The following is a 24468-nucleotide window of genomic DNA, read 5'->3' on the forward strand; positions in this document are numbered from 1 at the left end:
TCCGCCATACGATGCACCGGCTCACTCCGTCGCGTGGCTCTCGCCCGAACCGCCGACCGCGACGATGTTGAACGGTTTTCCGTCGACCGCGATCTCGCCGGCCTTCTCGAAGGAGGCGGCATCGACCGTGTGCAGCACGCCCTTCAGCGGGTCGGTCACGACGACGCTGTTGCCTGCCACTGCCACGCGCGGCCGCGGGTCGCTCCAGTGCCCGTCCATGGAATAGGGTTCGGTCAGCTTCACCGACTTCGTTATCGCCCCGGCCACCACGTCGAGCTGGTGCAGCTGCCCGTCCTCGGTGAACACATAGGCGAATTTCGGCCGCACCGGATCGACGGCGAAATGCACGCGCCGCGTCGGCAGCTCGACCAGCCGGAAGGCGTCTTCCGCCGCCGTCGGGTCGATCAGCACGACCTTGTCCGGCCCATAATTGCCGAGGAAATACTGCAAACCCCTGCCGCCGGCGAGCGTCGTCGCCTTGCCCTCGGGCAGCGCGTCGGCATAGGGCAGGTGCTCGATCGCCGGGCCGTCCTCGCCCTTGCTCACCACCAGCAGGCCGGTGGCGCAAGCGAAGGCGAGAAGGTTGCCGGAAGACGCCTCGCCGTGCAGGTCCGGGCAGGCATGCACGTCGCCGACCCGGCTCCCGCTCCTGTCGACCACGCGGATGCCGACCGGCAGCTCGTCCGGCTTCTCCCTGTTCGGCTCGGACACCAGCACGTGCTCGCCATAGGCGACCGCCACGCCGTGATGCGGCGCGTCCGTCCTCACCTCGCGCACGGCCGAATTGCCTTGCAGCACGGTCTTTTCGTCGGTGATGCGGACGACCCCTTCGCCGTCGAAGAACAGGGCGATATCGCCGCCATGCTCGACGAAATGCGACGGTTTTTTGCCAGAAACCTCGAAGCCGCTCGGCTTCGGCGCCGACACCTCGATGTCGCCGTGGTCGCCATGGTCGTCGAAGGAGATGCCGGAGGAGAAGGCCGTGACCGTGCCGGCCGCGCCCTGGATGGCAAAGACGCTCCGGCCGCTGTCGCTGCGCTTGAGCGACGCCGGACCCTTCACCGGGAAAGTCTCGATCGGATCGCCGCTCAGCGCATCGATGACGGTGACGACCGACTCCGCATGGTCGGACACGAACAGGCGCCAGGCGGTCTTTTCCTCCGCCGCGGCCAATGTCGGCGCGAGGCCGACGAGAAGGGCGATGAGCGAGGACGTGGCGAGATGACGGGTCATGGGTTTTCTCCTTGTAATGTTATTTTGTAACAGTCAAAGTCAGATGAAAAGTGAGGTCTTCACAACTTGCGGCCTCGGCTCTGGACCCCCTCTCCGTCTCGGGCTTCGCCCTCGACACCTCCCGCCTTGCGGGGGCGAGGAACCGATGCCGCGCGGGCGGCGCTTATCCAGCCTGGGTTCGTCGCCCCCACGCAGTGGGGGAGAGGTGGCGAGGGCGAAGCCCGAGACGGAGAGGGGGCCGAGCGCGGGACTTGTCGCAACCACCTCTCACCGCAGGCCAGCGTCCACGAAATGCTTCTGGTCCTCAGCTCCCCAGAATGGCGCCCTTGATGGTCCGCACATTGTTGAGCATCAGGTCGACATAGGTGCCGGCGGGACCGTCCGGCTGCGACAGCGCGTCGGAATAGAGCGTGCCGCCGACCGTCAGCCCCGTCTCGCGGGCGATCTGCTCGATCAGCCGGGCGTTGGTGATATTTTCGACGAAGATCGCCGAAGCCTTGTCCTCCCGCACCTGGCTGATCAGCGCCGCGACGTCGGCGGCCGAGGCCTCGGCCTCGGTCGAGATGCCCTCGGGGGCGAGGAAGGTGAGCCCGTAGGCATGCTCGAAATAGCCGAAGGCGTCGTGCGAGGTGATGACCACGCGCTTGTCCGCCGGGATCGCCGCGATCTCTTCCTTCACCGCCGCCTCGGTCTCGGCGAGCTTCATGTCGTAGGTGGCGGCGTTTGCCTGGTAGGTCTGGCAGCCCGCCGCGTCGGCGGCGCAGAAGGCATCGGCGATGTTCTTCACATAGATGCGCGCATTGGCGATCGATTGGAAAGCGTGCGGGTCGGTGTCGCCGTGATGGTGATGGCCTTCGTGCGCCTCCTCCCCACCTTCATGGCCCTCGTGCTCCTCCTTCATCTTCAGCGGCTCGACGCCCTTCGTCAGCTCGACCACGGCCGCCTTTGACGCGCTGGCCGCGGCGAGCCGGCTGAGAAAGCCTTCGAAATGCAGGCCGTTGACCAGCACCACGTCGGCGCCCGCCATGGCGGCGGCGTCGGCCGGCTTCGGCTCGTAGACATGGGCGTCGCCGTCAGGCCCGACCAGCGTGGTGAGTGCGATGCGGTCGCCGCCGACATTCTTGGCGAAGTCGCCGATGATGGAGAAGCTGGCCACCACCTTCAGCGGCTCGGCGGAGGCGGGCAGGGCGGCGAATGGCAGTAATGTTATAACGCTCGTGGCGAGGGCGAGACGGATCGACTTCAGCATGGAAAATTCCTTTCAGGTCAGGCGGTGCGGTGGCGATGCGGGTGGCGGATGCGCGCCAGGAAGGCGCCGCGCGTCCCGAACAGCGTGGACAGCAGATAGACGGCGCCGGCCGACAGGATGATCGACGGGCCGGAGGGCAGGGCGGCGTGGTAGGAGAGCAGCAGCCCCGACAGGCACGAAACGATGCCGATGGCGACGGCCAGCGTGCACATGGTGATCACCCGCCCGGTCCAGAAGCGGGCGGCGGCCGCAGGCAGCATCATCAGCCCGACCGAAAGCAGCGTGCCGAGCGCCTGGAAGCCGCCGACGAGGTTGAGCACGACAAGGCCGAGGAAGAGGAAATGCACCGGCGTGCCCAGCCGGCTCACCGAGCGCAGGAATAGCGGGTCGAGGCATTCGGCGATCAGCGCCCGCCAGAAGATGGCGAGACTTGCCAGCGTGACCACGGAAATGCCGGCGATCAGCGTCAGCGCCGCGTCGTCGAGCGCCAGCACCGTGCCGAACAGCACGTGCATCAAATCGACGCTGGAGCCGCGCAGCGACACGATCATCACGCCGAGCGCCAGCGAGATCAGGTAGAAGGCCGCCATCGAGGCGTCCTCCTTCTGCAGGGTGAAGCGCGACACCGCGCCGGCGCCGATCGCCACCACCACGCCGGCGATCAGCCCGCCTATGGTCATAGGCACGATCTGCAGCCCGTAGAGCAGGAAGCCGGCGGCCGCGCCCGGCAGGATCGCATGCGCCATGGCGTCGCCGGTCAGGCTCATGCGCCTGAGCATCAGGAACACGCCGACCGGGCAGGCGGCGAGCGACAGCAGCAGCGAGCCGGCCAGCGCGCGCTGCATGAAGCCGAACTCGACGAAGGGAGCGATCAGCAGGTCATACATCGGCCTGGCTCTCTCTTAGAAAGAGGCTATCGGCTGTGGGATTACCTCCACCCCTGACCTCTGCCCGCAAGGGCGAGGGGGACCGGCTTGCGTCACCGCTGGGCGCAAATCGTCGATGGTTTTGCTCCGCAGGGCGGCCGCAAGATCCCCCTCCCCCTTGAGGGGAGGGGTTAGGGGTGGGGGTACGAGGCGTCCGAACTGCCCCGGCTCCTTGCGAGAGAAGGTGGCTGCGAGGCGCCCGGATGAGCGGTGACCCAGCCCGGCACCCTTTCCGCGCGGAAACGAGACGGAACCAACTACGCATGGGCGTGATGCTTGTGATCATGATCGCCATGGTCGTGATCGTGCCCCGCCGGTTCGCACCACGGCGCATCCTCGTGCCAGGCCTCGTCGAAACGCCGCGCGTGCAGCAGGTTTTCCGGCTTCAGCGCCTCGCCGGTGGCGCCCCAGGCGATCGGGCTGCGCGCCATCAGCAGCGTTTCGGGAAAATGCGTGCGCACCAGGTCGAGGTCGTGGACCACCACCATCACGGTGAGACTGTCGCCGTGCCAGCGTTTGATGACGCCGATCAGGTCGCCGACCGTCTTGGCGTCGATGGCGTTGAACGGCTCGTCGAGCAGGATGATGTCGGCGTCCTGCACCAGCACCCGGGCGAACAGCGCCCGCTGCAGCTGGCCGCCGGACAGCGTGTCGATGGAGCGGCCCTCGAAGCCGCCCATGCCGACGGACAGCAGCGCCTTGCCGACCGCCTCGCGGTCGGCTTTCGTGGTGCGGCCGAGCAGCCCGCGCTTCGGCCACAGCCCCATCGAGACGAGGTCGACCACCCGCGCGGGAAAGCTGCGGTCGAGCTCGGATTGCTGCGGCAGGTAGGCGACGCGCGCGCCGGGCTCGACCGTGCAGGCGCCGGCCATCGGCTTCAACACGCCGACGATCCCCTTCATCAGCGTCGACTTGCCCGAGCCGTTCTGGCCGACGACGGCCGTCAGCGAGCCGCGGCGCACCGTGCCGTTGAGGTGGTGCACGGCCGGGTGGCTGTTGTAGCCGAGCGTCAGGTCGCGGAAGGTGATGGCGGCTTCGGTCATCGGGCGGTCGCGTGAGTCAGGGTGGCAGTCAGTATGTTATACTATAACATGTGTCAACCGGAATGCGTTCGGCTGGTTCGGCGCAGGGGATAGTTTTCTTGCGTTCCGCCCGTGCAGGCCTTGAAGCAAGTTGTGCGCTTCTGCGGAAAAGGCTAGCTGTTTCCCGCACTTGCCTCTCGTCGCCGCGATAGCCGCCGCGGAGAGGCAGGCACTTTTCCTGCTGGTTTTATCCCCGCCCCTCCCGCCTCTCGCATAATCCCGGCAGTCCCTCCTGCGGGAACGCCGATCATGACGGTGGTCTGCGGGGAGGGGCCGGTGTCCGGAGGGTAGCGGCTAACGTGGCCGTGAGGGCCGGCGCTGCTTCAGAGTTTCTAACGATCCCGACGAATGAGCGGGACGGGGCTCCGGTATGGCCTCAGGAGCCGTCATGAGCGGGATATCGCCGGCGACACTTGAGCCGGAGTAGCGAGTACGATCCCATGACCCGGAAATGAAGTGGCGAAGAAGCACCGGATGGGCGGCCGAAAGGTCGCATATAAATTTAGATGAGCGATCCTGCGGCCGCCCGTCTTCCCGATCTTCTCAATGGCCAGACGGCGGTGCCGGGCGTGGCGAGAATGACGTATGCTCAAGGGATGCTCAGGGGACAGTTTACTATCTTTCGGCAGAAAGGCCGCAGCAGTTCAGAGGTCGCGCGGGCCGAAAAAAGTAAACTGTCCCCGGCGCTTCCTCTCCCGGCGCTTCCCCCTCTCCGTCTCGGGCTTCGCCCTCGACACCTCTCCCCTGCGGGGGCGAAGAACCGCTGCCGCGATGCCGGCGCTCCTCCAGCCTGGGTTCCTCGCCCCCACGGAGTGGGGGAGAGGTGTCGAGGGCGGAGCCCGAGACGGAGAGGGGTTTGGAGAGAGCGTGCACCGGCGTGGCGATGCCTTGCCTAAAACGGCCGGTCCCGACTGTCGAGGACGGCGGGGCAGATCGAGAGAGGCGTGGGGCGGCCGAGACGGGACACGCTTGCGCCGGCCGCGCCCGGCGGCTAGTCGTCAGGCAACACGAACGGGAGGGCCCGACATGGCCGAGAGGCTCGAAGCCGATATTGTGGTGATCGGGGCGGGCATCGCCGGGGCGGGCGCCGCCGCCGACCTGGCGCGCGATTTCCGCGTGCTGGTCGTCGAGAGGGAGGAGCGCCCCGGCCATCATTCCACCGGCCGCTCGGCGGCGATTTTTATCCAGAACTACGGCAACGCCGTCATCCGCGCCCTCAACCGCGCCAGCGCACCGCTGTTCGAGAATCCCGACCGGGCTTTATTCCCTTATCCGCTGCTGTCGCCGCGCGGCTGGCTTTCCGTCGCCGATGCGGGCGGCCTCGACCATCACGCCGCTTTGATGGCCGAGTCCGAGGATCTGCGCGAAATCTCCGCCGAGGAAGCCGTCGCCATCGTGCCCATCCTGCGGAAGGAGGCGATCGCCGTTGCCGCCTATGAGCCCGACGCCCGGGACATCGACGTGGCGGCTCTCCACCAGGGCTGGCTGAAGGCGGCGAAGGCGGCGGGGGCGAGGCTCGTCACCGGCAACGATGTCTTCAGCGGCGAGCATGTCGACGGGCAGTGGATTCTCGAAACCCGTGACTGCCGTATCAAGGCCCCGGTGGTGATCAACGCCGCCGGCGCCTGGGCCGATCATGTGGCGAAGTCGCTAGGAGTCTCGCCGATCGGCCTGCAGCCGCTGCGCCGGTCGATGGCCGTGCTGCCGGGTCCCGAAGGGCTCGATTTCCGGCAGTGGCCGCTCTTTGCCGACGCGCAGGAGACCTGGTACGCCAAGCCGGACGGCGGCCGCCTGTTCGTCTCGCCGGCCGACGAGGACCCGGTCGAGCCGCATGACGCCTTCGCCGACGACATGGTGCTGGCCGAGGGCCTCTACCGGTTCGAGCAGGCGGTGACGATGCCGGTCACCCATGTCGAGCGCAGCTGGGCCGGGCTGCGCACCTTCGCGCCCGACCGCACGCCCGTCGCCGGCTTCGACGCCGCCGCGCCGGGCTTCTTCTGGCTGGCGGGGCAGGGCGGCTACGGAATCCAGACCTCGCCGGCCTTGTCACGGCTGGCCGGACAGTTGATAAGGCGGGCCTCGCTGCCGGCCGACATGCAGGCGATCGTGCCGGCGCTGTCACCCGACCGTTTTCGCCTGTAGGGCCGCAATGACCGGTCAGTCAGAAAGAGGAAGAAAGATGAGCATTCGCAGAATCGGTGTCGGCCCGCGCATGAGCGACATCGTCATCCACGGCAACACCGTCTATCTGGCCGGCCAGGTCGGCGCGCCGGGCGAAAGCGTGACCTCGCAGACCAAGGCGATCCTTGCGACCGTCGACGAGCTGCTGGCCAAGGCCGGCACCGACAAGACCAAGATCCTGCAGGCCATCATCTGGCTGTCCGACATGTCGAATTTCCAGGAGATGAACGCCGTGTGGGACGCCTGGGTCGCCCAGGGCCACACGCCCGCCCGCGCCACCGGCGAGGCAAAGCTCGCCGCCCCGGAATATTCGGTCGAGATCATCATCACCGCGGCGGTCTGAGCGGGAAAACGCTGCCGCGATCTGAGGGAGGAAAACGCTGCCGCGACGGCGGCGCCTCGCCAGCCTGGGTTCCTCGCCCCACGAAGTGGGGGAAAGGTGGCGAGGGCGAAGCCCGAGACGGAGAGGGGCTGCTTCGCCGACGGAAGACGAGGAACTACCGGGGACAGTTTACCTTCTTTCGGCAGAATAGCCGCCGCGGTTCAGACCTCGCGCGGGCCGAAAAAGTAATAAAACTGTCCCAGGAGCTTGCACTCTCCTACGGCGTGAACCGCGCCACCAGCATGTGGCTGTCGCCGGCATAGGTGAAGCGCACATGCGTCACCGGCGCCTCCGCGCTCCAGGTCCGGCGCTCGACCACCAGGCAGGGTGCGCCGGCCTCGATGTCGAGGAGCGCCGCGATCGAGGCATCGGCCCCGCTGGCGCGGATGCGGTGCTCGGCGACGCTCCACGGCACGCGGTCGACCAGCCAGGGACCGGGCGCGCTTGCCTGAAATGCCTCGCCCTCCGCCTCGGGCACGGCGGCGAGGCTGATCACCCGGTCCTCGTGGCAGAAGGGCCGCGCCCCAGCGAAATGCCGGCAGGCGAGGGCAATGACCGGCGAAGGCCCGGCGAGGCCGAGGCGCTCCCGATCACCGGCCGTGGCGCGGCGCATTGTCCGCCCCAGCAGCTTGTAGCGGTAGGGCAGGCCGAGCGCCTGCACCTCGGTCTTGATGTCGTGGATCTCGAGGATCGCCGCCTGCGATTTCGGCTGGCTGACGAAACTGCCGGAGCGTCGCCGCCGCTCGATCAGCCCGGCCTTGGCGAGCTGCGACAGCGCCTTGTTCACCGTCATGCGCGAGCAGCCATACTGCGCCGACAGCTCGTATTCGAACGGAATGCGGTGGCCGGGCGGCCATTCGCCCGAGACGATCTTGTCGGTGATGTCGGCGAGGATGCGCCGGTGCAGCGAGGGTGCTTCCTGGACCTGCGGAATGTCGTGCAGCGCCGTCATCGCCCGCCTTTTCAACCCGCCGACAGCGCGATCATCGCCGTCCTGAACCGCTCGGCGATCGCCTCGCGGCGGATGTGGCGGCCCTGCGAGACCAGTTTCCTGCCGCCGATCCAGACGGCGTCGACCCGCGCGCCGTTGGCGAAGATCCAGGCGTCGAGGAGGGCGTCGCCGGATTTGCCGGCGAGCGTCGGGTGCGATGCGTCGAGCGACACCAGGCTGGCGGCGCCTCCGACGGCGATGCCCGACGGCCGGCCGCTGAGCGCCTGGTTGCCGCCAGCAAGTGCTGCGTCGAACAGAGCCCGACCGTTCGAGGCGCCTGCCGGTGCCAGCACGTTGCGCTGGCGCGTGAGCAGGCGCTGCGAATATTCGAGCTGCCGCAATTCGTCCGGCACGCCGATCAGCACGTTGGAATCGGAGCCGACGCCGAAGCGTCCGCCATGGTCCAGGAAGGCGCGGCCGGGAAAGATGCCGTCGCCGAGATTGGCTTCGGTGATCGGGCACAGCCCGGCGACAGCGCCGCTCCTGGCCATAGCCGCCGTCTCGGCCTCCGTCATGTGGGTGGCGTGGATCAGGCACCAGTTTTCGCCGACCGGTGCGTTGGCTAGCAGCCATTCGACCGGCCGGGCGCCCGACCAGGCGACGCAGTCCTCGACCTCGCGGGTCTGCTCGGCGACATGGATATGGATCGGCCCGCCCATGCCGAGATCGGCAACGGTGGCGAGTTCTTGCGGGGTGACGGCACGAAGGCTGTGCGGCGCGACGCCGACGACAGCATCTCCGAGCTCCGCCACGGCTTCACGGCTTGCCTCAACAAGGCGGGAGAAGGATTCGATATCGTTAATGAATCGCCGCTGCCCGTCATTCGGCGCAAGTCCACCAAAGCCGGAATGCGCGTAGAAGACCGGCAGCAGCGTCAGCCCGATGCCGGTTTCAGTCGCGGCGGCGGCGATGCGTTCTGCCATCTCGGCGATATCGGTATAAGGCCGGCCGTCGTGATCGTGGTGGAGATAGTGGAACTCGCCGACGCGGCCGAAACCCGCCTCCAGCATTTCGACATAGAGCTGCGCGGCGACCGCCTCGACCTGCTCCGGCGTGATCGACAGCGCGAAGCGGTACATGACCTCGCGCCACGACCAAAAGCTGTCGTCGCCGGGACCGCGCGTCTCCGCCAGCCCGGCCATGCCGCGCTGAAAGGCGTGGCTATGCAGGTTGGGCATGGCGGGCAGCAGGATGGCGGCGCGTTCGTCGCCGGCCACCGGAGATGCGTCGGCTTCCACGGAGACGATCGCGCCGCCGTCGAAGGCGATGTGGACATCCACGGCCCAGCCGCTCGTGAGCAGCGCTTCCCTGGCGAAAACACCCTTCATATGCCGCCCGCTCGCTTGCATCTTCGTTCGTTATGTATATACATATTGATGCCGATTGGGAAACGGAAAAGTCGATGACCGAAAAGGAACGGAGAGTGGCGGCGGGCAAACGCATCTGGCGCAATGCCAGGCTGGCGACCATTTCGCCGACGCTTCCGGGACTGGGCGTCGTGGAGCGCGGCGCGGTCGCGTCGGTCGACGGCAAGATCGCTTTCGCTGGTCCGGAAGCCGACCTGCCGGCGAGTTTGGCCGTCAATGCCGATATGGTCGACTGCGATGGCCGCTGGATCACGCCGGGCCTGATCGACTGCCACACGCATCTGGTCCATGCGGGAAATCGCGCCAACGAGTTCGAGATGCGGCTGGCCGGCGCGACTTATGAGGAGGTGGCAAAGGCCGGCGGCGGTATCGTGTCGTCGGTGCGCGCCCTGCGCGCGGGGAGCGAGGACGAGCTTATCCGCCAGACCCTGCCGCGCCTCGATGCGCTGATTGCCGAAGGCGTGACCACAGTCGAGGTGAAATCCGGCTACGGTCTCGATCTCGACAACGAGGCGAAGTCGCTGCGCGCCGGCCGCAGGCTGGCGGAAGAACGGCCGATCTCGGTCAAGACAAGCTTCCTCGGGGCGCACGCATTGCCGCCCGAGGCGGCGGGTGACAAGGATATGTTCGTCGCGAAGGTGGCGGACGAAATGCTGCCTGCGATCGCCGCGGAAGGGCTGGCCGACGCCGTCGACGGGTTTTGCGAGGGCATCGCTTTCTCGCCCGAACAGATTTCCCGGGTGTTCGACAAGGCGAGAGTGTTGGGCCTGCCGGTAAAACTGCATGCCGATCAGCTTTCCAACCTGCATGGAGCCGCTCTTGCAGCCCGTTACGGCGCGCTGTCGGCCGACCATCTCGAATATACGGATGCCGAGGGCGCGGCCGCGATGGCTGAGGCCGAAACCGTCGCGGTGATCCTGCCCGGCGCCTATTATTTCATCCGCGAGACCAGGAAGCCGCCGATCCAGCTTTTCAGGGATGCCGGCGTCACCATGGCCGTGGCAACGGATTGCAATCCCGGCACCTCGCCGCTGACCTCGCTGCTGCTGACCATGAACATGGCGGCGACGCTGTTTTCCATGACGGTCGAGGAGTGCCTGCTCGGCGTCACCCGCAATGCGGCGACCGCGCTCGGCCTGGCGGCCGAAACCGGCACGATCGAGGCTGGCAAATGGGCCGACCTCGCCATCTGGGACATCGAGCGGCCGGCCGAACTGGTCTACCGCATGGGATTCAATCCGTTGCATCAGCGTGTCTGGAGAGGGTCATGACCGAAATCGTCCTGCGGCCCGGCACCGTTCCGCTCGACCACTGGCGGGCGGTGCTGGACGGTGCCGTGCCGTCGCTCGATCCGGCTGGGCGGGACCGCATCGCGGCGAGCGCGGCGGTGGTCGCCGGCATCGTCGCCAAGGGCGATCCGGTCTACGGCATCAACACCGGTTTCGGAAAGCTCGCCAGCGTGCGCATTCCGGCCGGCGACGTCGAAACGTTGCAGCGCAACCTGATCCTGTCGCATTGCTGCGGCGTCGGCGAGCCGCTGGCGCCGGAGATCGTGCGGCTGGTGATGGCGCTGAAGCTGAATTCGCTGGGGCGCGGCGCGTCGGGCGTGCGGCCGCAAACCATCGCGCTGATCGAGGCGATGCTGGCGAAAAATATCGTGCCGGTCGTTCCTGAAAAGGGATCGGTCGGCGCTTCGGGCGACCTTGCCCCGCTGGCGCATATGACGGCGGCGATGATCGGCGTCGGCGACGTGTTTTTCGAAGGCGCGCACATGCCGGCCGAGGCCGCGCTGCAAAAGGCCGGGCTGAAGCCGATCGTGCTGGCCGCCAAGGAAGGGCTGGCGCTGATCAACGGCACCCAGGTGTCGACCGCGCTAGCGCTGACCGGCCTGTTCCGCGCGCATCGGGCGGCGCGGGCAGCGCTGATCACCGGCGCGCTGTCGACCGACGCGGCGATGGGCTCCTCCGCGCCGTTCCATGCCGAAATCCATGAACTGCGCGGCCATCGCGGCCAGATCGACACGGCCGCGGCGCTGCGCGCGCTGCTGAAGGGCTCGGAGATCCGCGACAGCCATCTCGAAGGCGACGAGCGCGTGCAGGATCCGTATTGCATCCGCTGCCAGCCGCAGGTCGACGGCGCCTGCCTCGACCTGCTGCGCATGGCGGCGCGCACGCTGGAGACCGAGGCCAACGCCGTCACCGACAACCCGCTGGTGCTGGGTGACGGGTCGGTGGTTTCGGGCGGCAATTTCCACGCCGAGCCGGTTGCCTTCGCTGCCGACCAGATCGCTATCGCAGTCTGCGAGGTCGGCGCCATCGCTCAGCGCCGCATCGCGCTGCTGGTCGATCCGGGGCTGTCCTTCGGTCTGCCGGCCTTTTTGGCGAAGAAGCCGGGGCTCAACTCCGGTCTGATGATCGCAGAGGTGACATCGGCGGCGCTGATGAGCGAGAACAAGCAGATGGCGCATCCCGCCTCCGTCGATTCGACGCCTACCTCCGCTAACCAGGAGGACCACGTCTCCATGGCCTGCCATGGCGCCCGGCGGCTTCTGCAGATGACGCAGAATCTCGCCGGCATCATCGGCATCGAGGCGATCACCGCGGCGCAAGGCGTGGATTTTCGGGCTCCGCTCAGGACCGGGACCGAATTGCTCAAGGCGCATGCGGCGATCCGGGCGGTTGTGCCCGAGCTGGAAGTCGACCGATATATGGCCGACGATCTGGCGGCGGGTGCGGAGCTTGTGCTGTCGGGCGCCTTGAATGCCAGCGTGTCGACAGAAATATTGCCCGAACTGGCATAGGTCGACTTCCATGCAGCACCCCTCATCCGACCTCCCCCTCGGGAGAAGGTGGCCGACCCCGAGCTTGCCGAGGGGTAGGTCGGATGAGGGGTACTGGACGGAGCGCGACGTTGATGGGGCGCGGCCATGACCCCGGTCGAAATCCGTCGCGGCTCCTCACCGGTCATCCTCGCCTTTCCGCATGTCGGCGCCTACGTGCCCGAAGACATATGGTCCCGCCTGAACGACGAGGGCCAAAAGCTTCGCGACACCGACTGGCATGTCGACCAGCTCTATGACGGCCTGCTGGCCAGCGCCACCATGGTGCGGGCGACGTTCCATCGCTACGTCATCGACGCCAATCGCGACCCGTCCGGCCAGAGCCTCTATCCCGGCCAGAACACCACGGGTCTCGTGCCGCTGACCGATTTCGACGACCAGCCGATCTGGCGGGACGGCGAAGCGCCGGGCGACGCGGATATCGCGACGCGGCTTGAGGCTTTTCACCGGCCTTATCACGCAGCACTCGCCGCCGAGATCGAGCGGGTGAGGGCCGAGCATGGGATCGCCGTTCTCTACGATTGCCACTCGATCCGGTCCGTCTGCCCGTTCCTGTTCGAGGGCAAGCTGCCGGACTTCAACATCGGCACCAACGATGGGCTGACCTGCGCGCCCGAGATCGAGACGGCGGTGCGGGAAACCTGCGCGAAAGCAGATGGTTACACGCATGTCGTCAACGGCCGCTTCAAGGGCGGCTGGACGACGCGACACTATGGCCGGCCGCAGCAGGGCGTGCATGCCATTCAGATGGAGTTGGCGCAGGCGACGCATCTAGCGAGCGAATCGCCGCCCTTTGCCTACGAAAAAGGGGACAAAACCCACCGGATGCGATCGGTTCTCCGCGAAATTCTGGAGGAACTTCAGACACTTGCGTTTGAACTGGCTGGAAAGGCCGGCTGAATCTGTTCACAAGCCGATTTCCGCTGGCGAAAGCGGCGGATCTGGCGGCGCTGCGCTCCGACGGAGCGCCGAAACGTGCGAAGGGCAACGACATGACCAATCCCCGCCACAACATCCGCGAGGTCCGCGCTCCACGCGGCGACAAACTCAACGCGAAATCCTGGACGACCGAGGCGCCGCTCAGGATGTTGATGAACAATCTCGACCCGGACGTGGCCGAAAACCCCAACGAACTGGTCGTCTATGGCGGTATCGGCCGTGCGGCCAGGACGTGGAACGATTTCGACGCAATCGTCGCAGCGCTGAAGACGCTGGAGAACGATGAGACGCTGCTGGTGCAGTCGGGAAAGCCGGTGGGCGTGTTCCGCACCCATGCCGACGCGCCGCGCGTGCTGATCGCCAACTCCAACCTGGTGCCGCACTGGGCCGACTGGGCGCATTTCAACGAGCTCGATAAGAAGGGCCTGATGATGTACGGCCAGATGACGGCCGGCTCGTGGATCTACATCGGCACGCAGGGCATCGTGCAGGGCACCTACGAGACGTTCGTCGAGGCCGGCCGCCAGCATTATGGCGGCAACCTCACGGGCAAGTGGATCCTGACGGCCGGTCTCGGCGGCATGGGCGGCGCCCAGCCGCTTGCCGCCGTCATGGCCGGCGCCTGCTGCCTCGCCATCGAATGCAATCCGGACTCGATCGATTTTCGCCTGCGTACCCGCTATGTCGATGAGCGCGCCGATACGCTGGACGAGGCGCTGGAAAAGATCGAGCGCTGGACCAGGGCGGGCGAGGCGAAGTCGGTCGGCCTGCTCGGCAACGCCGCCGACATCGTGCCTGAACTGCTGCGGCGCGGCGTGCGACCGGACATGCTGACCGACCAGACTTCTGCCCATGACCCGCTGAACGGCTATCTGCCGAAGGGATGGTCGCTGGCCGAATGGCGCGAGAAGCGCATCAGCGATCCGACGGCCGTGGAGAAGGCGGCCCGCGCCTCCATGCGCGAGCATGTCGAGGCGATGGTCGGTTTCTGGAACGCCGGCGTGCCGACGCTCGACTATGGCAACAACATCCGCCAGGTGGCCAAGGACGAAGGTTTCGAGAACGCCTTCGCCTTCCCCGGCTTCGTGCCGGCCTATATCCGCCCGCTGTTCTGCCGCGGCGTCGGTCCGTTCCGCTGGGCGGCACTTTCGGGCGATCCGGAAGACATCTACAAGACCGACGCCAAGGTGAAGGAGCTGACGCCTGGCAACAGTCACCTGCACAATTGGCTCGACATGGCGCGCCAGCGCATTTCCTTCCAGGGCCTGCCGGCCCGCATCTGCTGGGTCGGGCTCGGCGACCGCCACCGGCTCGGGCTGGCCTTCAACGAGATGGTGGCCAAGGGCGAGCTGAAGGCGCCGATCGTCATCGGCCGCGACCATCTCGATTCCGGCTCGGTCGCCTCGCCCAACCGCGAGACCGAGGCGATGAAGGACGGCTCCGACGCCGTCTCCGACTGGCCGCTGCTCAATGCGCTGCTCAACACGGCCTCCGGCGCCACCTGGGTGTCGCTGCATCACGGCGGCGGCGTCGGCATGGGCTTTTCCCAGCACGCCGGCATGGTCATCGTCGCCGATGGCACGCCGGAAGCGGCGCGCCGTCTGGAGCGGGTGTTGTGGAACGACCCGGCCAGCGGCGTCATGCGCCACGCCGACGCCGGCTACGAGATCGCCCTCGACTGCGCCCGCGAGAAGCAGCTCAACCTGCCCGGCATTCTCGGGTGAGCGGTTTTGCCGTCATCCGAGCCGCCGACCACCGCATCATGCGCTGGAAGAACGGAGGCGGCGAGACGGCCGAGGTCCTGATCTGGCCGGCAGGCGCGACGCTGGACGATTTCGACTGGCGGCTGTCGATGGCGCGGGTCGAGACCGACGGGCCGTTCTCCGCCTTTCCCGGCATCGACCGCACGCTGGCCGTGCTCGAGGGAGAGGGTATCCGGCTGGTGGTCGGCGACGATTCCGCAGTCACGCTGACACAGGATTCGCCGCCCTTCGCCTTTGCCGCCGACCGGCCTGCCGCCGCCGACCTCGTCGGCGGACCGATCGTCGACCTCAACATGATGTCGCGACGCGGCCGCGTCGCGCATACGATGACACGCCTTGTCCTGGACGGTGCCGCCGCGATCGAGCTTTCCGACGCCGGGACCCTCGTCTTCTGCGCGGAAGGCGAACTCGCAATCCAAGCGGTCGACGCCACGGCGGTGCTCGGCAGGCGGGACACGCTGATGTGTTCCGGCGTGATCGCCGCCGCGGTCCTGCGGCCCCAGCCTACAGCATTGATTTATGTGACAAAGATCGTACGCGGCTGACGCCGTTCACAGAGATTTCATCGCATTCTCGTATCACCACGAAAAAGCCAAAAATCGCTGCGCTTTCCATCATCGACCGGACGGTGTCGGCGGTCAATGCGTGAGCGGGGCGATGGTGACGTGCGTCGCGAACTGAAATCGAAGATCGACCGGTACAGGATGCAACCTTTCCAGATTGAAACGGTTAAGCGCTCTTAAGGCCACGGCGTCCGCCGCGGCCTTTCCTTGTGTGAGTGGAACCCGACATTTAATGAATATTCAGGCCAGGCCCGATGCGGCCAAGACCGCGAGCCCGCTCTTTCCCGCCGCGGCGGAACAGCCGATCCGTTCGACTTTCTTGCAGGAAGACCGTCTGCATGCCTTGGGACAGAGCCTGGCGCGCAACGAGCCGGTTCCGCTGAGCGGCCTTGAAGCGTTCGATTTCCAGGCACGGCATCGCGAGAACGCCGCCAGGATTCTCGAAACCTACCGCTCCACCAATTCCGCCCAGGCTCGCGGCGAACCGATAACGCCGGCGGCCCAGTGGCTGCTCGACAATAATTACGTGGTCGAGGAGACCATTTTCCAGATCAAGCGCGATCTGCCGCCGCGCTTCTATCGCCAGTTGCCGAGCATGAAACTGCCGGGCGGCGGAGAAGTTCCGCGCGCCCTGGCGCTTGCCTGGGTCTATGTCGCCCATTCCGACAGCGCCGTGTCCGCGCAGATGCTGAAGGCGCTGGTCGATGGCTATCAGAGCATCCAGCCGTTCAAGATCGGGGAATTGTGGGCGCTGCCGTCCCTGCTGCGCTTCGTGCTGGTGGAGAACCTGCGCCGCATCGCGGTCCGCGTGAAGCGGGCGCGCGAGATGCGCCAGATCGCCAACGAGGTCGCCGACAGGGTGCTGGCGACCGGCGAGGGCGAGGATCGCCGCGCCATCATGGCTGCCTATGCGACGCATGCGCGCGACACCACCTTCGCCACCCAGCTGCTCTACCGGCTGCGCGACGGCTCGCAGAATGCCGGCGAGGCGCTGGTTTGGCTCGAGGACGAGCTGGAGAAATTCGGCTCGGATGCCGAGCAGATCACGCTGGGCGAGCATCACGTGCTGTCCAGCGGCAACGTGACGGCCGGCAACATCATCCGCGGCCTGCGCCTGATCAACGACGTCGACTGGCCGGAGTGGTTCGAGGGCGTCAGCCGCATCGACGGGCTGCTGCGTGAGCGCGGCGACTATGCGGCACTCGATTTCGAATCGCGCAACCAGTATCGCGGCGAGATCGAGGAGCTTGCCCGCCGCTCCAATCTCTCGGAATACGAGGTGGCCGTGCGGGCGACCGAGATGGCCGGCAAGTCGGTGCGTCCGGGCGCCGCGATCGATGCGCTCGGCATGCCGGAAGCCACGGATGTCGGCTTCTTTCTCGTCGGCGAAGGCCGCCGGCAACTGGAGAGGGCGATCGGCTACAGACCGGGGTTCGGCCGCCGCCTGGTACGCTCCTTCCATGCCGCCGGCTGGCTGGGCATCGTGCTGCCGGTGTTCGCGCTGACGGTGATCCTGCTCGTCGCGACCGGGTCGGCGCTTGCCAGCCTCGGCCTCTCGCCGGTGTCCATCGCCCTGCTGCTGATCCTGTTCGCTGTGCCGGCGAGCGAAGGCGCGCTTTCCTTCTTCAACACCGTGGTGCTGCTGTTCCTCGAGCCGACCAGGCTGCCCGGCTACGAGTTCAAGGACGGCATCCCGCCCGAGGCGCGCACGCTGGTCGTGGTGCCGTCGCTGATCAGCTCGCGCGACGACGTCGAGGAAAGCGTGCGCACGCTCGAGGTGCACCATTTGGCCAACATGAAGGGTGCGCTGCATTACGCGCTGCTCTCGGACTGGCCCGACAGCGACACCGAGCAGAGCGCGTCCGACCTGGAGATCCTCGCCCATGCGCGCACCGAGATCGCCCGGCTCAACGAACGCTATCCCTCGGAAGGCGCGCCGAAATTCTACATCCTGCACCGCCGCCGGCTCTACAACGAGCAGGAAGGCCGCTGGATGGGCTGGGAGCGCAAGCGCGGCAAGCTGCACGAGCTGAACCTGCTGCTGCGCGGCGATGCCGACACGACCTTCATGCCGCCGGAGCAACCGCTGCCGGCCAGCGTCGTCTACGTCATGACGCTCGACGCCGACACCAAGATGACGCGCGACGTGGTCACGGAACTCGTCGGCAAGCTGTGCCATCCGCTGAACCGGCCGGAAGTCGACCCGAAGACGGGCAAGATCACGCACGGCTATTCGATCCTGCAGCCGCGCGTCACCGCCTCGCTGACCACCGGCGACGAGGCGTCGTTCTTCCAGCGCGTGTTCTCCGCCAATCGCGGCCTCGATCCCTATGTCTTCGCCGTCTCGGACCTTTACCAGGACGTGTTCGGCGAAGGCACCTTCACCGGCAAGGGCCTCTACCACATCGACGCCTTCGAGGCGGCCCTCAAGGGGCGCATCCCCGAGAACACGGTCCTCAGCCACGACCTGCTCGAGGGCGCCTACAGCCGCTGCGCGCTCGTCACCGACGTCGAGGTGGTCGAGGATTATCCGACCCGCTACTCCGTCGACGCCTCGCGACAGCACCGCTGGGCACGCGGCGACTGGCAGCTCCTGCGCTACATCCTCGACCCCGCCTCGGGCGTGCCGGCGCTGTCGCGCTGGAAGATGGTCGACAATCTCCGCCGCTCGATCACCCCGATCTTCTGGGTGATCGCGGCGATCGCCGGCTGGACGCTGCTTCCCTTCACGCAGGCGGCGCAGTGGCAGGCGCTGCTCATCCTCAGCCTGTTCATGGCGCCGACCTTCGACGTGGTCGACGGGCTCCTGCCGAAGAGCAAGGACGTCACCGCGCGCGGCCACTTCAATGCACTGTTCCGCGACGCCGTCTTCGCGACGGCCATGGTGGCGCTCAAGGTGGTGCTGATGGCGCATACCGCCTGGATGATGGGCGACGCCATCGTCCGCACCCTCTACAGGTTGTTCGTCAGCCGCCAGCACCTGCTCGAATGGCGCACCGCCTCGCAGGCGCACAAGGCCGGCGGCAACACGCTGACGGCCTATTACGGCATGATGTACGGTGCCGTGGTGATTGCGGTGATCGGCCTGGTCATCCCGGTCGCCGCCGATTCGACCGGCGCCTTCGTCGCCTTCTTCTTCACTATCTTCTGGGCGGGATCGCCGGCCTTCGCCTGGCTGATCAGCCGCTCGGCCGAGACCGAGGACCGCCTGCGGGTCTCGCCGTCCGACCGCAAGGCGCTGCGCGTGGTGGCGCGCCGCACCTGGGCCTATTTCGAGACCTATGTGACGGCCGGGCAGAACCATCTGCCGCCCGACAATTTCCAGGAGACGCCGGTTCCGGTCGTCGCGGCGCGCACGTCTCCGACCAATATCGGCGTCTATCTGCTGTCGATCGTGTCTGCCCGCGACTTCGGCTGGATCAGCCTGTCGGAAGCCGTGACCCGCATCGACCGGACGATGGCCACGCTGGAGCGCATGGAGCGGTTCAGGGGCCATCTTTACAACTGGTACGAGACCGACACGCTGCGGCCGCTCAACCCGCCCTACATCTCCAGCGTCGACAGCGGCAACCTGGCCGGCCATCTCATCGCCGTCGCGGCCGCCTGCGCCGAATGGGCGGAGGCTCCGTCCGTGCACCTGCAGGGCGAGTTCGATGGCCTGCTCGACACGGTCACCATCCTCGAGGAGAGCCTCAACGAGCTGCCCGACGACCGGCGCCAGCTCAGGCCGCTGCGCCAGCGCCTGCGCGACCGCATCGAAGGCGTGCAGCGCGCCGTCGAGACGATCAAGGGCCAGCCGGAAATGGCCTCGATCCGAACCATCAACCTGACCGTGCTGGCCGGCGAGATCCGCAAGCTGGCGGCGGCCATGCACACCGAGGTCGGCTCGGTGAAGAGCGAGATTCTTTCGGACTGGGCGGAGAAGCTGCAGGCGACCTGCGAGGCGCATGTGCATGACGCGCACAGCGACGACCGCAGCGTCGAGGCGCTGCGCGTGAAGCTGCTGGAGCTGCGCGAGCGCACGCGCAAGTTCGCCTTCGAGATGAACTTCTCCTTCCTGCTCCGGCAGGACCGCAAGCTGCTGTCAATCGGCTACCGCGTCGAGCAGCACCAGCTCGACGAGAGCTGCTATGACCTGATCGCCTCGGAGGCGCGGCTCACCAGCCTGTTCGGCATCGCCAAGGGAGACCTGCCGACCGAACACTGGTTCCGCCTCGGACGGCCGATCGTCGAGATCGGCTTCAAGGGCGCGCTGCTGTCCTGGTCGGGCTCGATGTTCGAGTACCTGATGCCGCCGCTGGTCATGAAGGAACCGCAGGGCGGCATCCTCAACCAGACCAACAACCTGATCATCAGCCGGCAGATCCAGTACGGCCGGCAGAAGCGCGTGCCGTGGGGCATCTCGGAGGCGGCCTACAACGCCCGCGACCGCGAGATGACCTACCAGTACACCAATTTCGGGGTGCCGGGGCTCGGGCTGAAGCGCGGCCTCGCGCAGAACACGGTGATCGCGCCCTATGCGACGGTGCTCGCCGCGCAGTTCATGCCGGCCGAAGCGGTGCGCAACCTCAGGCGGCTGAAGGGCGTCGGCGCGCTCGGCCGCTACGGCTATCACGATGCCGTCGACTATACCCCGCAGCGCGTGCCCGAGGGCACCGACCATGCGGTGGTCTACAATTATTATGCCCACCACCAGGGCATGACGATCGTCGCGGTGGAGAACGCCATCTTCGAAGGCCGCATGCGCGACCGCTTCCACAGCGACCCGGTGATCGAGGCGGCCGAGCTGCTGCTGCAGGAGAAGGCGCCGCGCCACATCCCGGTCGCCACGGTGCGCACCGAGGCCGACGACGAGGTGAGCGTCGAGCAGGACGAGGCGAGCGTCGACAGCCGCACCATTCTCAACCCCTCGCACGCGCTGCGCGCCACCAACCTGATGTCGAACGGCCGCTATTCGGTGATGGTGACGGCGACCGGTACCGGCTACAGCCGCTGGAACGACTTTGCCGTGAGCCGCTGGCGCGCCGATCCGTCGGAGGACCGCGACGGCTCCTTCATCTTCCTGCGTGACGTGGCGTCCGACGACTGGTGGTCGGCCACCGTCGAGCCGCGGCGGGCGGAGGGCGAACGCGCCTACGCCCACTTCACCGACGACAAGGCGACCTTCACCAAGATCGTCGGCACGCTGCGCTCGGAAGTCGAATGCATCGTGGTTTCCGAGGGCAATGGCGAGGGCCGGCGCGTCACGCTGCACAATGACGGCGACGTCGACCGCCATATCGAGGTGACGTCCTTCGTCGAATGCGCGCTGGCGCCGGAACTCGACGATGCCGCCCATCCCGCCTTCTCGAAGATGTTCGTGGAGACCGAGATCGGCGGCGCCCGCAAGGTGATCTTCGCCCGGCGCCGCAAGCGCTCCGGCGGCGATCCCGACTTCGAGGCGGCGCATTTCGTGACCGACGCCTCCGGCATCGAGCGCGACACCGAGGCCGAGACCGACCGGCGCGCCTTCATCGGCCGCGGCCGCAGCATCGCCGATCCGGCCGCGCTCGATCCCGGCGCGACGCTCGGCGGCAATGCCGGCTTCGTGCTCGATCCGATCATGGCGCTCCGCCGGCGCGTGCGCGTGCCCGCCAACAAGAAGGTGCAACTCACCTTCTGGACGGTGGTCGGCGCGAGCCGCTCCGAGATCGAGGCGGTTGTGGCGCTGCTCGACCATCACGACAGTTTCGCCCGCCAGGCCATGCTGTCCTGGACCCGCTCGCAGGTGCAGACCCGCCACATGGGGCTCAGCCTCGCCGATGCCGCCAACGTGCAGCGGCTGGCGCGCTACCTGATCTATCCCGACGCGCATCTGCGCGCCGCGCCCGAGGCGATCGCCGGCGGCCTCGGCAAGCAGTCGGCGCTGTGGCCGATGGCGATTTCCGGCGACTTCCCGATCTTCGCGATCCGGATCGGCGACGTCGCCGATCTCGAGATCGTCGCCCAGGCGCTGCGCTACCAGGAATACATGCGGGGAAGGGGGCTGGTCGCCGATCTGGTGATCCTCAACGAGCAGGCGGCCTCCTACGTGCAGGACCTGCAGCAGGCGATCGAATCGCTGTGCGAGAACAGCCGGCTGCGCGGCTCCGAGCTCGGCCCGCGCCAGCATATCTTCGCCGTGCGCCGCGACCTGATGGACGAGGAATCCTACCGCACGCTACTGGCGGTGGCGCGCATCGTCCTGCACACCCGTAACGGCACCGTGTTCGACCAGGTCGAGCGCGCCGAGGCGGCGGCGATCCAGGCGCGCGAGGCTGCCCGCGAGGCGACGGAGGCGGCAGGAGTGCCGCATCCGCCGGCGCCCGCGCCTGCCGAGCATCGCGACGTCGCAGCCGACGGGACCGGTCTTGACCATTGGAACGGCTTCGGCGGCTTCGCCAATGGCGGCCGCGACTATGTGGTGCGGCTGACCGGCACCCGCACGACGCCGCAGCCCTGGATCAACGTGATCGCCAATTCCGCCTTCGGCTTCCATGTCTCGGCCGAGGGTGCTGCCTTCACCTGGAGCCGCAACAGCCGCGACTTCCAGCTCACGCCGTGGTCGAATGACCCGGTCTCCAACCGGCCGGGCGAGGCGATCTATGTCTTCGACCACGCCAGCCGAAAGGCGTTCGCGCCCTTCGCCGCCGTGGCGCGCGACGCGGCGGTGACCTACGAGGCCCGCCACGGCCAGGGCGTCAGCACCTTCACGGCGAAGCGGGGCACCGTGTCGCTCGAGCTGCAGCAGGTCGTCGACCCGGCCGACCCGGTGAAGGTGGCGCGGCTGACCATCCGCAACAGCGGGTCGCTGGCCGCGAAATTTACCGTCTATGCCTATGCGGAGTGGGTGCTCGGCAACAACCGTCCGCGCTCGGCGCCCAACGTCGTGCCGGCGCTCGACGCCGAGACCGGTGCATTGCTGGCGTCCAACCCCTACAGCCTCGACTTCGCCGATCGCGTCGCCTTCCTGGCGAGCGATACCGCGGCGCAGTCGGTGACCACCGACCGCGGCGAATTCCTCGGCCAGGACGGTACCGTCGAATGGCCCCGGGCTGTCACGGCGGGCGCCGCTCTTTCCGGCAAGGTCGAGGCCGGCCTCGATCCCTGCGCGGCGATGGCACGCGAGGTCGAGATCCCGGCCGGCGGGGAGGTCTCGCTGCTATGGCTGATGGGCGATGCGGGGTCCGCCGAGGAGGCTGGAGCCCTGGTCGCGCGCCATCGCGCGAGGGACTTCGACGAGCGGCTGGCCGACAACGAGCGGACCTGGCGCGGCTTCCTCGACACCTTGCAGGTGGAGACGCCCGACAAGGCGCTCGACGCCATGGTCAACCACTGGCTGCCCTACCAGAGCATCGCCTGCCGCATCCGCGCGCGCTCGGCTTTCTACCAGGCAAGCGGCGCCTACGGTTTCCGCGATCAATTGCAGGACACGCTGGCCTTCCTGCTGCACGATCCGAAGCTGGCCGAGGCGCAGATCCTCAACGCCGCCAGCCGCCAGTTCATGGAAGGCGACGTCCAGCACTGGTGGCTGCCGCGCACCGGCGCGGGCGTGCGCACCATGATCTCCGACGACGTGGTGTGGCTGGGCTATGCGACCGCGCACTTCGTCGAGGTCACCGGCGACGTCTCGATCCTCGAGAAGAAGGTGCCGTTCGTCTCCGGGCCGGTGCTGAAGCCGGGCGAGCACGATGCCTTCTTCACGCCGGAGCCGACACGCGAGACCGCGACCATCTACGAGCACTGCGCGCGCGCCCTCGACCTGGCGGTCGCCCGCACGGCCGAGAGCGGCCTGCCCCTTATCCTCGGCGGCGACTGGAACGACGGCATGAACCGGGTCGGCGAGCACGGCAAGGGCGAGAGCGTCTGGCTGGGCTGGTTCCTGCTGAAGACGCTGGACGACTTCACGCCGACCGCCCGCAGGCGCGGCGACACGGCGCGCGCCGACAAATGGAAGGCTCACGCCAAGGCGCTCAAGGCGGCGCTGGAGGAGAAGGCCTGGGACGGCGCCTGGTACCGCCGCGGCAGCTATGACGACGGCTCGCCGCTCGGCTCGCGCCAATCCGACGAGTGCCAGATCGATTCGATCGCGCAGTCCTGGAGCGTGCTGGCGGGCGGCGATGCCGAGCGGTCGCGGACGGCGATGGATTCGGCCCACGAGCGGCTGGTCGATTCGGAACTCGGCATCATCAAGCTATTCACGCCGCCCTTCTCGGCGACCGACAAGGAGCCCGGCTACATAAAAAGCTATCCGCCGGGCGTGCGCGAGAATGGCGGCCAGTACACCCACGCGGCGACCTGGTTTGTCATCGCCCTGGCGAAAATGGGGCGCGCCGACGATGCCTGGCGCTGCTTCGACATGATCAACCCGGTCACCCACGCGGCCGACGAGGAGGCTGCCCGGCGTTATCGCGTGGAGCCCTATGTCGTTGCCGCGGACGTCTATTCCAGCGCCGACAAGGGTGGGCGCGGCGGCTGGACTTGGTACACCGGATCGGCCGGATGGCTCTATCGCGCCGCCGTCGAGGCCGTTCTCGGCATTCGCCGTCACGGCGACGAGATAGTCGTCGACCCAGCGATTCCAAGCACTTGGGACGGGTTTTCCGCCTCGCTGAATCTGGCCGGCAGATCGTACCGCATCCGTGTTTCGAGGAAGGGTGGCGACGGATCGCTCGCTGTGGAAGTCGATGGAAATACTCTCGACGGAAATACATTCCGCCTTGCCCAGGGCGAAAGCTCCGGTCGTGGCGGCAAGGTCGTACGGCTGCGGGAGACCGGAAGCTGAGTTCACGAATTGGAGCCGGGTCGCCATGATTTCGCCGCAACGCCGCCTTTTTTGTTGAAAACTCAAACCGTTATCGGATCACGGGAGATTTCGGTTTGTTACGATCTTTTGTTCGGAAAGTTGGAACCGGGCGGGTAGGGGGGCATTGAA

The 24468-nt window shown here is 67.2% G+C and carries 14 protein-coding genes; 8 read left to right on the forward strand and 6 right to left on the reverse strand.

Annotated elements, in window-relative coordinates; genetic code table 11:
- Positions 1 to 21 precede the first annotated feature (21 nt).
- From aztD to aztA, 4 genes are all read right to left on the reverse strand, one after another.
- Complete coding sequence (gene aztD, locus C7I84_RS10625) at positions 22 to 1233, reverse strand: zinc metallochaperone AztD (protein WP_106772144.1); 1212 nt, start codon at positions 1231 to 1233, stop codon at positions 22 to 24.
- A 304-nt stretch (positions 1234 to 1537) separates the two neighbouring features.
- Positions 1538 to 2482 carry a zinc ABC transporter substrate-binding protein AztC gene (aztC, locus tag C7I84_RS10630; protein WP_106772145.1) on the reverse strand — a complete coding sequence of 315 codons (945 nt, stop codon included), beginning with the start codon at positions 2480 to 2482 and terminating at the stop codon, positions 1538 to 1540.
- 17 nt (positions 2483 to 2499) lie between these two features.
- Positions 2500 to 3369 carry a zinc ABC transporter permease AztB gene (gene aztB, locus C7I84_RS10635; RefSeq protein ID WP_106772146.1) on the reverse strand — a complete coding sequence of 290 codons (870 nt, stop codon included), beginning with the start codon at positions 3367 to 3369 and terminating at the stop codon, positions 2500 to 2502.
- A 296-nt stretch (positions 3370 to 3665) separates the two neighbouring features.
- The gene (gene aztA / locus C7I84_RS10640; RefSeq protein WP_106772147.1) at positions 3666 to 4451 is read right to left on the reverse strand and encodes a zinc ABC transporter ATP-binding protein AztA; all 786 of its coding nucleotides are present in this window, start codon (positions 4449 to 4451) and stop codon (positions 3666 to 3668) included.
- Between the two features lie 1065 nt (positions 4452 to 5516).
- Between aztA and C7I84_RS10645 the strand changes: the two genes are divergently transcribed.
- Positions 5517 to 6632: an NAD(P)/FAD-dependent oxidoreductase gene (locus C7I84_RS10645; RefSeq protein WP_106772148.1), complete on the forward strand. Its 1116-nt coding sequence runs from the start codon at positions 5517 to 5519 to the stop codon at positions 6630 to 6632.
- Positions 6633 to 6669: 37 nt separating this feature from the next.
- Positions 6670 to 7014 (forward strand): RidA family protein, encoded by a 345-nt coding sequence (locus tag C7I84_RS10650; RefSeq protein WP_106772149.1) that lies wholly within the window; start codon positions 6670 to 6672, stop codon positions 7012 to 7014.
- A gap of 256 nt (positions 7015 to 7270) precedes the next feature.
- On the opposite strand, the gene hutC is transcribed toward C7I84_RS10650, so the two are convergent.
- Together hutC and C7I84_RS10660 are read right to left on the reverse strand one after the other, a co-directional pair.
- Positions 7271 to 8005: a histidine utilization transcriptional repressor HutC gene (gene hutC, locus C7I84_RS10655; RefSeq protein ID WP_106772150.1), complete on the reverse strand. Its 735-nt coding sequence runs from the start codon at positions 8003 to 8005 to the stop codon at positions 7271 to 7273.
- Positions 8006 to 8016: 11 nt separating this feature from the next.
- Positions 8017 to 9372 carry a formimidoylglutamate deiminase gene (locus C7I84_RS10660; protein WP_106772151.1) on the reverse strand — a complete coding sequence of 452 codons (1356 nt, stop codon included), beginning with the start codon at positions 9370 to 9372 and terminating at the stop codon, positions 8017 to 8019.
- A 74-nt stretch (positions 9373 to 9446) separates the two neighbouring features.
- Here C7I84_RS10660 and hutI point away from each other — a divergent pair, with 74 nt between their 5' ends.
- The 6 genes from hutI (at position 9447) to C7I84_RS10690 (ending at position 24318) form a co-directional block, all read left to right on the forward strand.
- Positions 9447 to 10682, forward strand: a complete 1236-nt coding sequence (gene hutI / locus C7I84_RS10665; protein ID WP_106772152.1) for an imidazolonepropionase — start codon at positions 9447 to 9449, stop codon at positions 10680 to 10682.
- Positions 10679 to 12211: a histidine ammonia-lyase gene (hutH, locus tag C7I84_RS10670; RefSeq protein ID WP_106772153.1), complete on the forward strand. Its 1533-nt coding sequence runs from the start codon at positions 10679 to 10681 to the stop codon at positions 12209 to 12211. The genes hutI and hutH overlap by 4 nt, the downstream gene beginning before the upstream one ends.
- A gap of 126 nt (positions 12212 to 12337) precedes the next feature.
- On the forward strand, positions 12338 to 13150 hold the full coding sequence (gene hutG / locus C7I84_RS10675) for an N-formylglutamate deformylase (protein ID WP_106772154.1): 813 nt from the start codon (positions 12338 to 12340) through the stop codon (positions 13148 to 13150).
- Positions 13151 to 13242: 92 nt separating this feature from the next.
- Positions 13243 to 14913: a urocanate hydratase gene (hutU, locus tag C7I84_RS10680; protein WP_106772155.1), complete on the forward strand. Its 1671-nt coding sequence runs from the start codon at positions 13243 to 13245 to the stop codon at positions 14911 to 14913.
- Positions 14910 to 15497 carry a HutD/Ves family protein gene (locus C7I84_RS10685; protein WP_245428383.1) on the forward strand — a complete coding sequence of 196 codons (588 nt, stop codon included), beginning with the start codon at positions 14910 to 14912 and terminating at the stop codon, positions 15495 to 15497. The genes hutU and C7I84_RS10685 overlap by 4 nt, the downstream gene beginning before the upstream one ends.
- A 250-nt stretch (positions 15498 to 15747) precedes the next feature.
- Positions 15748 to 24318, forward strand: coding sequence for a glycoside hydrolase family 94 protein (locus tag C7I84_RS10690; RefSeq protein WP_106772156.1), 8571 nt, complete (start codon positions 15748 to 15750; stop codon positions 24316 to 24318).
- The last annotated feature ends 150 nt before the right edge of the window (positions 24319 to 24468 follow it).

The organism is Kumtagia ephedrae, assembly GCF_003012745.1.
GTDB lineage: Bacteria > Pseudomonadota > Alphaproteobacteria > Rhizobiales > Rhizobiaceae > Kumtagia > Kumtagia ephedrae.

Bases quoted from the DNA above. Each gene is read 5' to 3' on its own strand.
- aztD (WP_106772144.1), bottom strand. From the start codon at position 1,233: ATGACCCGTCATCTCGCCACGTCCTCGCTCATCGCCCTTCTCGTCGGC.
- aztC (WP_106772145.1), bottom strand. From the start codon at position 2,482: ATGCTGAAGTCGATCCGTCTCGCCCTCGCCACGAGCGTTATAACATTA.
- aztB (WP_106772146.1), bottom strand. From the start codon at position 3,369: ATGTATGACCTGCTGATCGCTCCCTTCGTCGAGTTCGGCTTCATGCAG.
- aztA (WP_106772147.1), bottom strand. From the start codon at position 4,451: ATGACCGAAGCCGCCATCACCTTCCGCGACCTGACGCTCGGCTACAAC.
- C7I84_RS10645 (WP_106772148.1), top strand. From the start codon at position 5,517: ATGGCCGAGAGGCTCGAAGCCGATATTGTGGTGATCGGGGCGGGCATC.
- C7I84_RS10650 (WP_106772149.1), top strand. From the start codon at position 6,670: ATGAGCATTCGCAGAATCGGTGTCGGCCCGCGCATGAGCGACATCGTC.
- hutC (WP_106772150.1), bottom strand. From the start codon at position 8,005: ATGACGGCGCTGCACGACATTCCGCAGGTCCAGGAAGCACCCTCGCTG.
- C7I84_RS10660 (WP_106772151.1), bottom strand. From the start codon at position 9,372: ATGAAGGGTGTTTTCGCCAGGGAAGCGCTGCTCACGAGCGGCTGGGCC.
- hutI (WP_106772152.1), top strand. From the start codon at position 9,447: ATGACCGAAAAGGAACGGAGAGTGGCGGCGGGCAAACGCATCTGGCGC.
- hutH (WP_106772153.1), top strand. From the start codon at position 10,679: ATGACCGAAATCGTCCTGCGGCCCGGCACCGTTCCGCTCGACCACTGG.
- hutG (WP_106772154.1), top strand. From the start codon at position 12,338: ATGACCCCGGTCGAAATCCGTCGCGGCTCCTCACCGGTCATCCTCGCC.
- hutU (WP_106772155.1), top strand. From the start codon at position 13,243: ATGACCAATCCCCGCCACAACATCCGCGAGGTCCGCGCTCCACGCGGC.
- C7I84_RS10690 (WP_106772156.1), top strand. From the start codon at position 15,748: ATGAATATTCAGGCCAGGCCCGATGCGGCCAAGACCGCGAGCCCGCTC.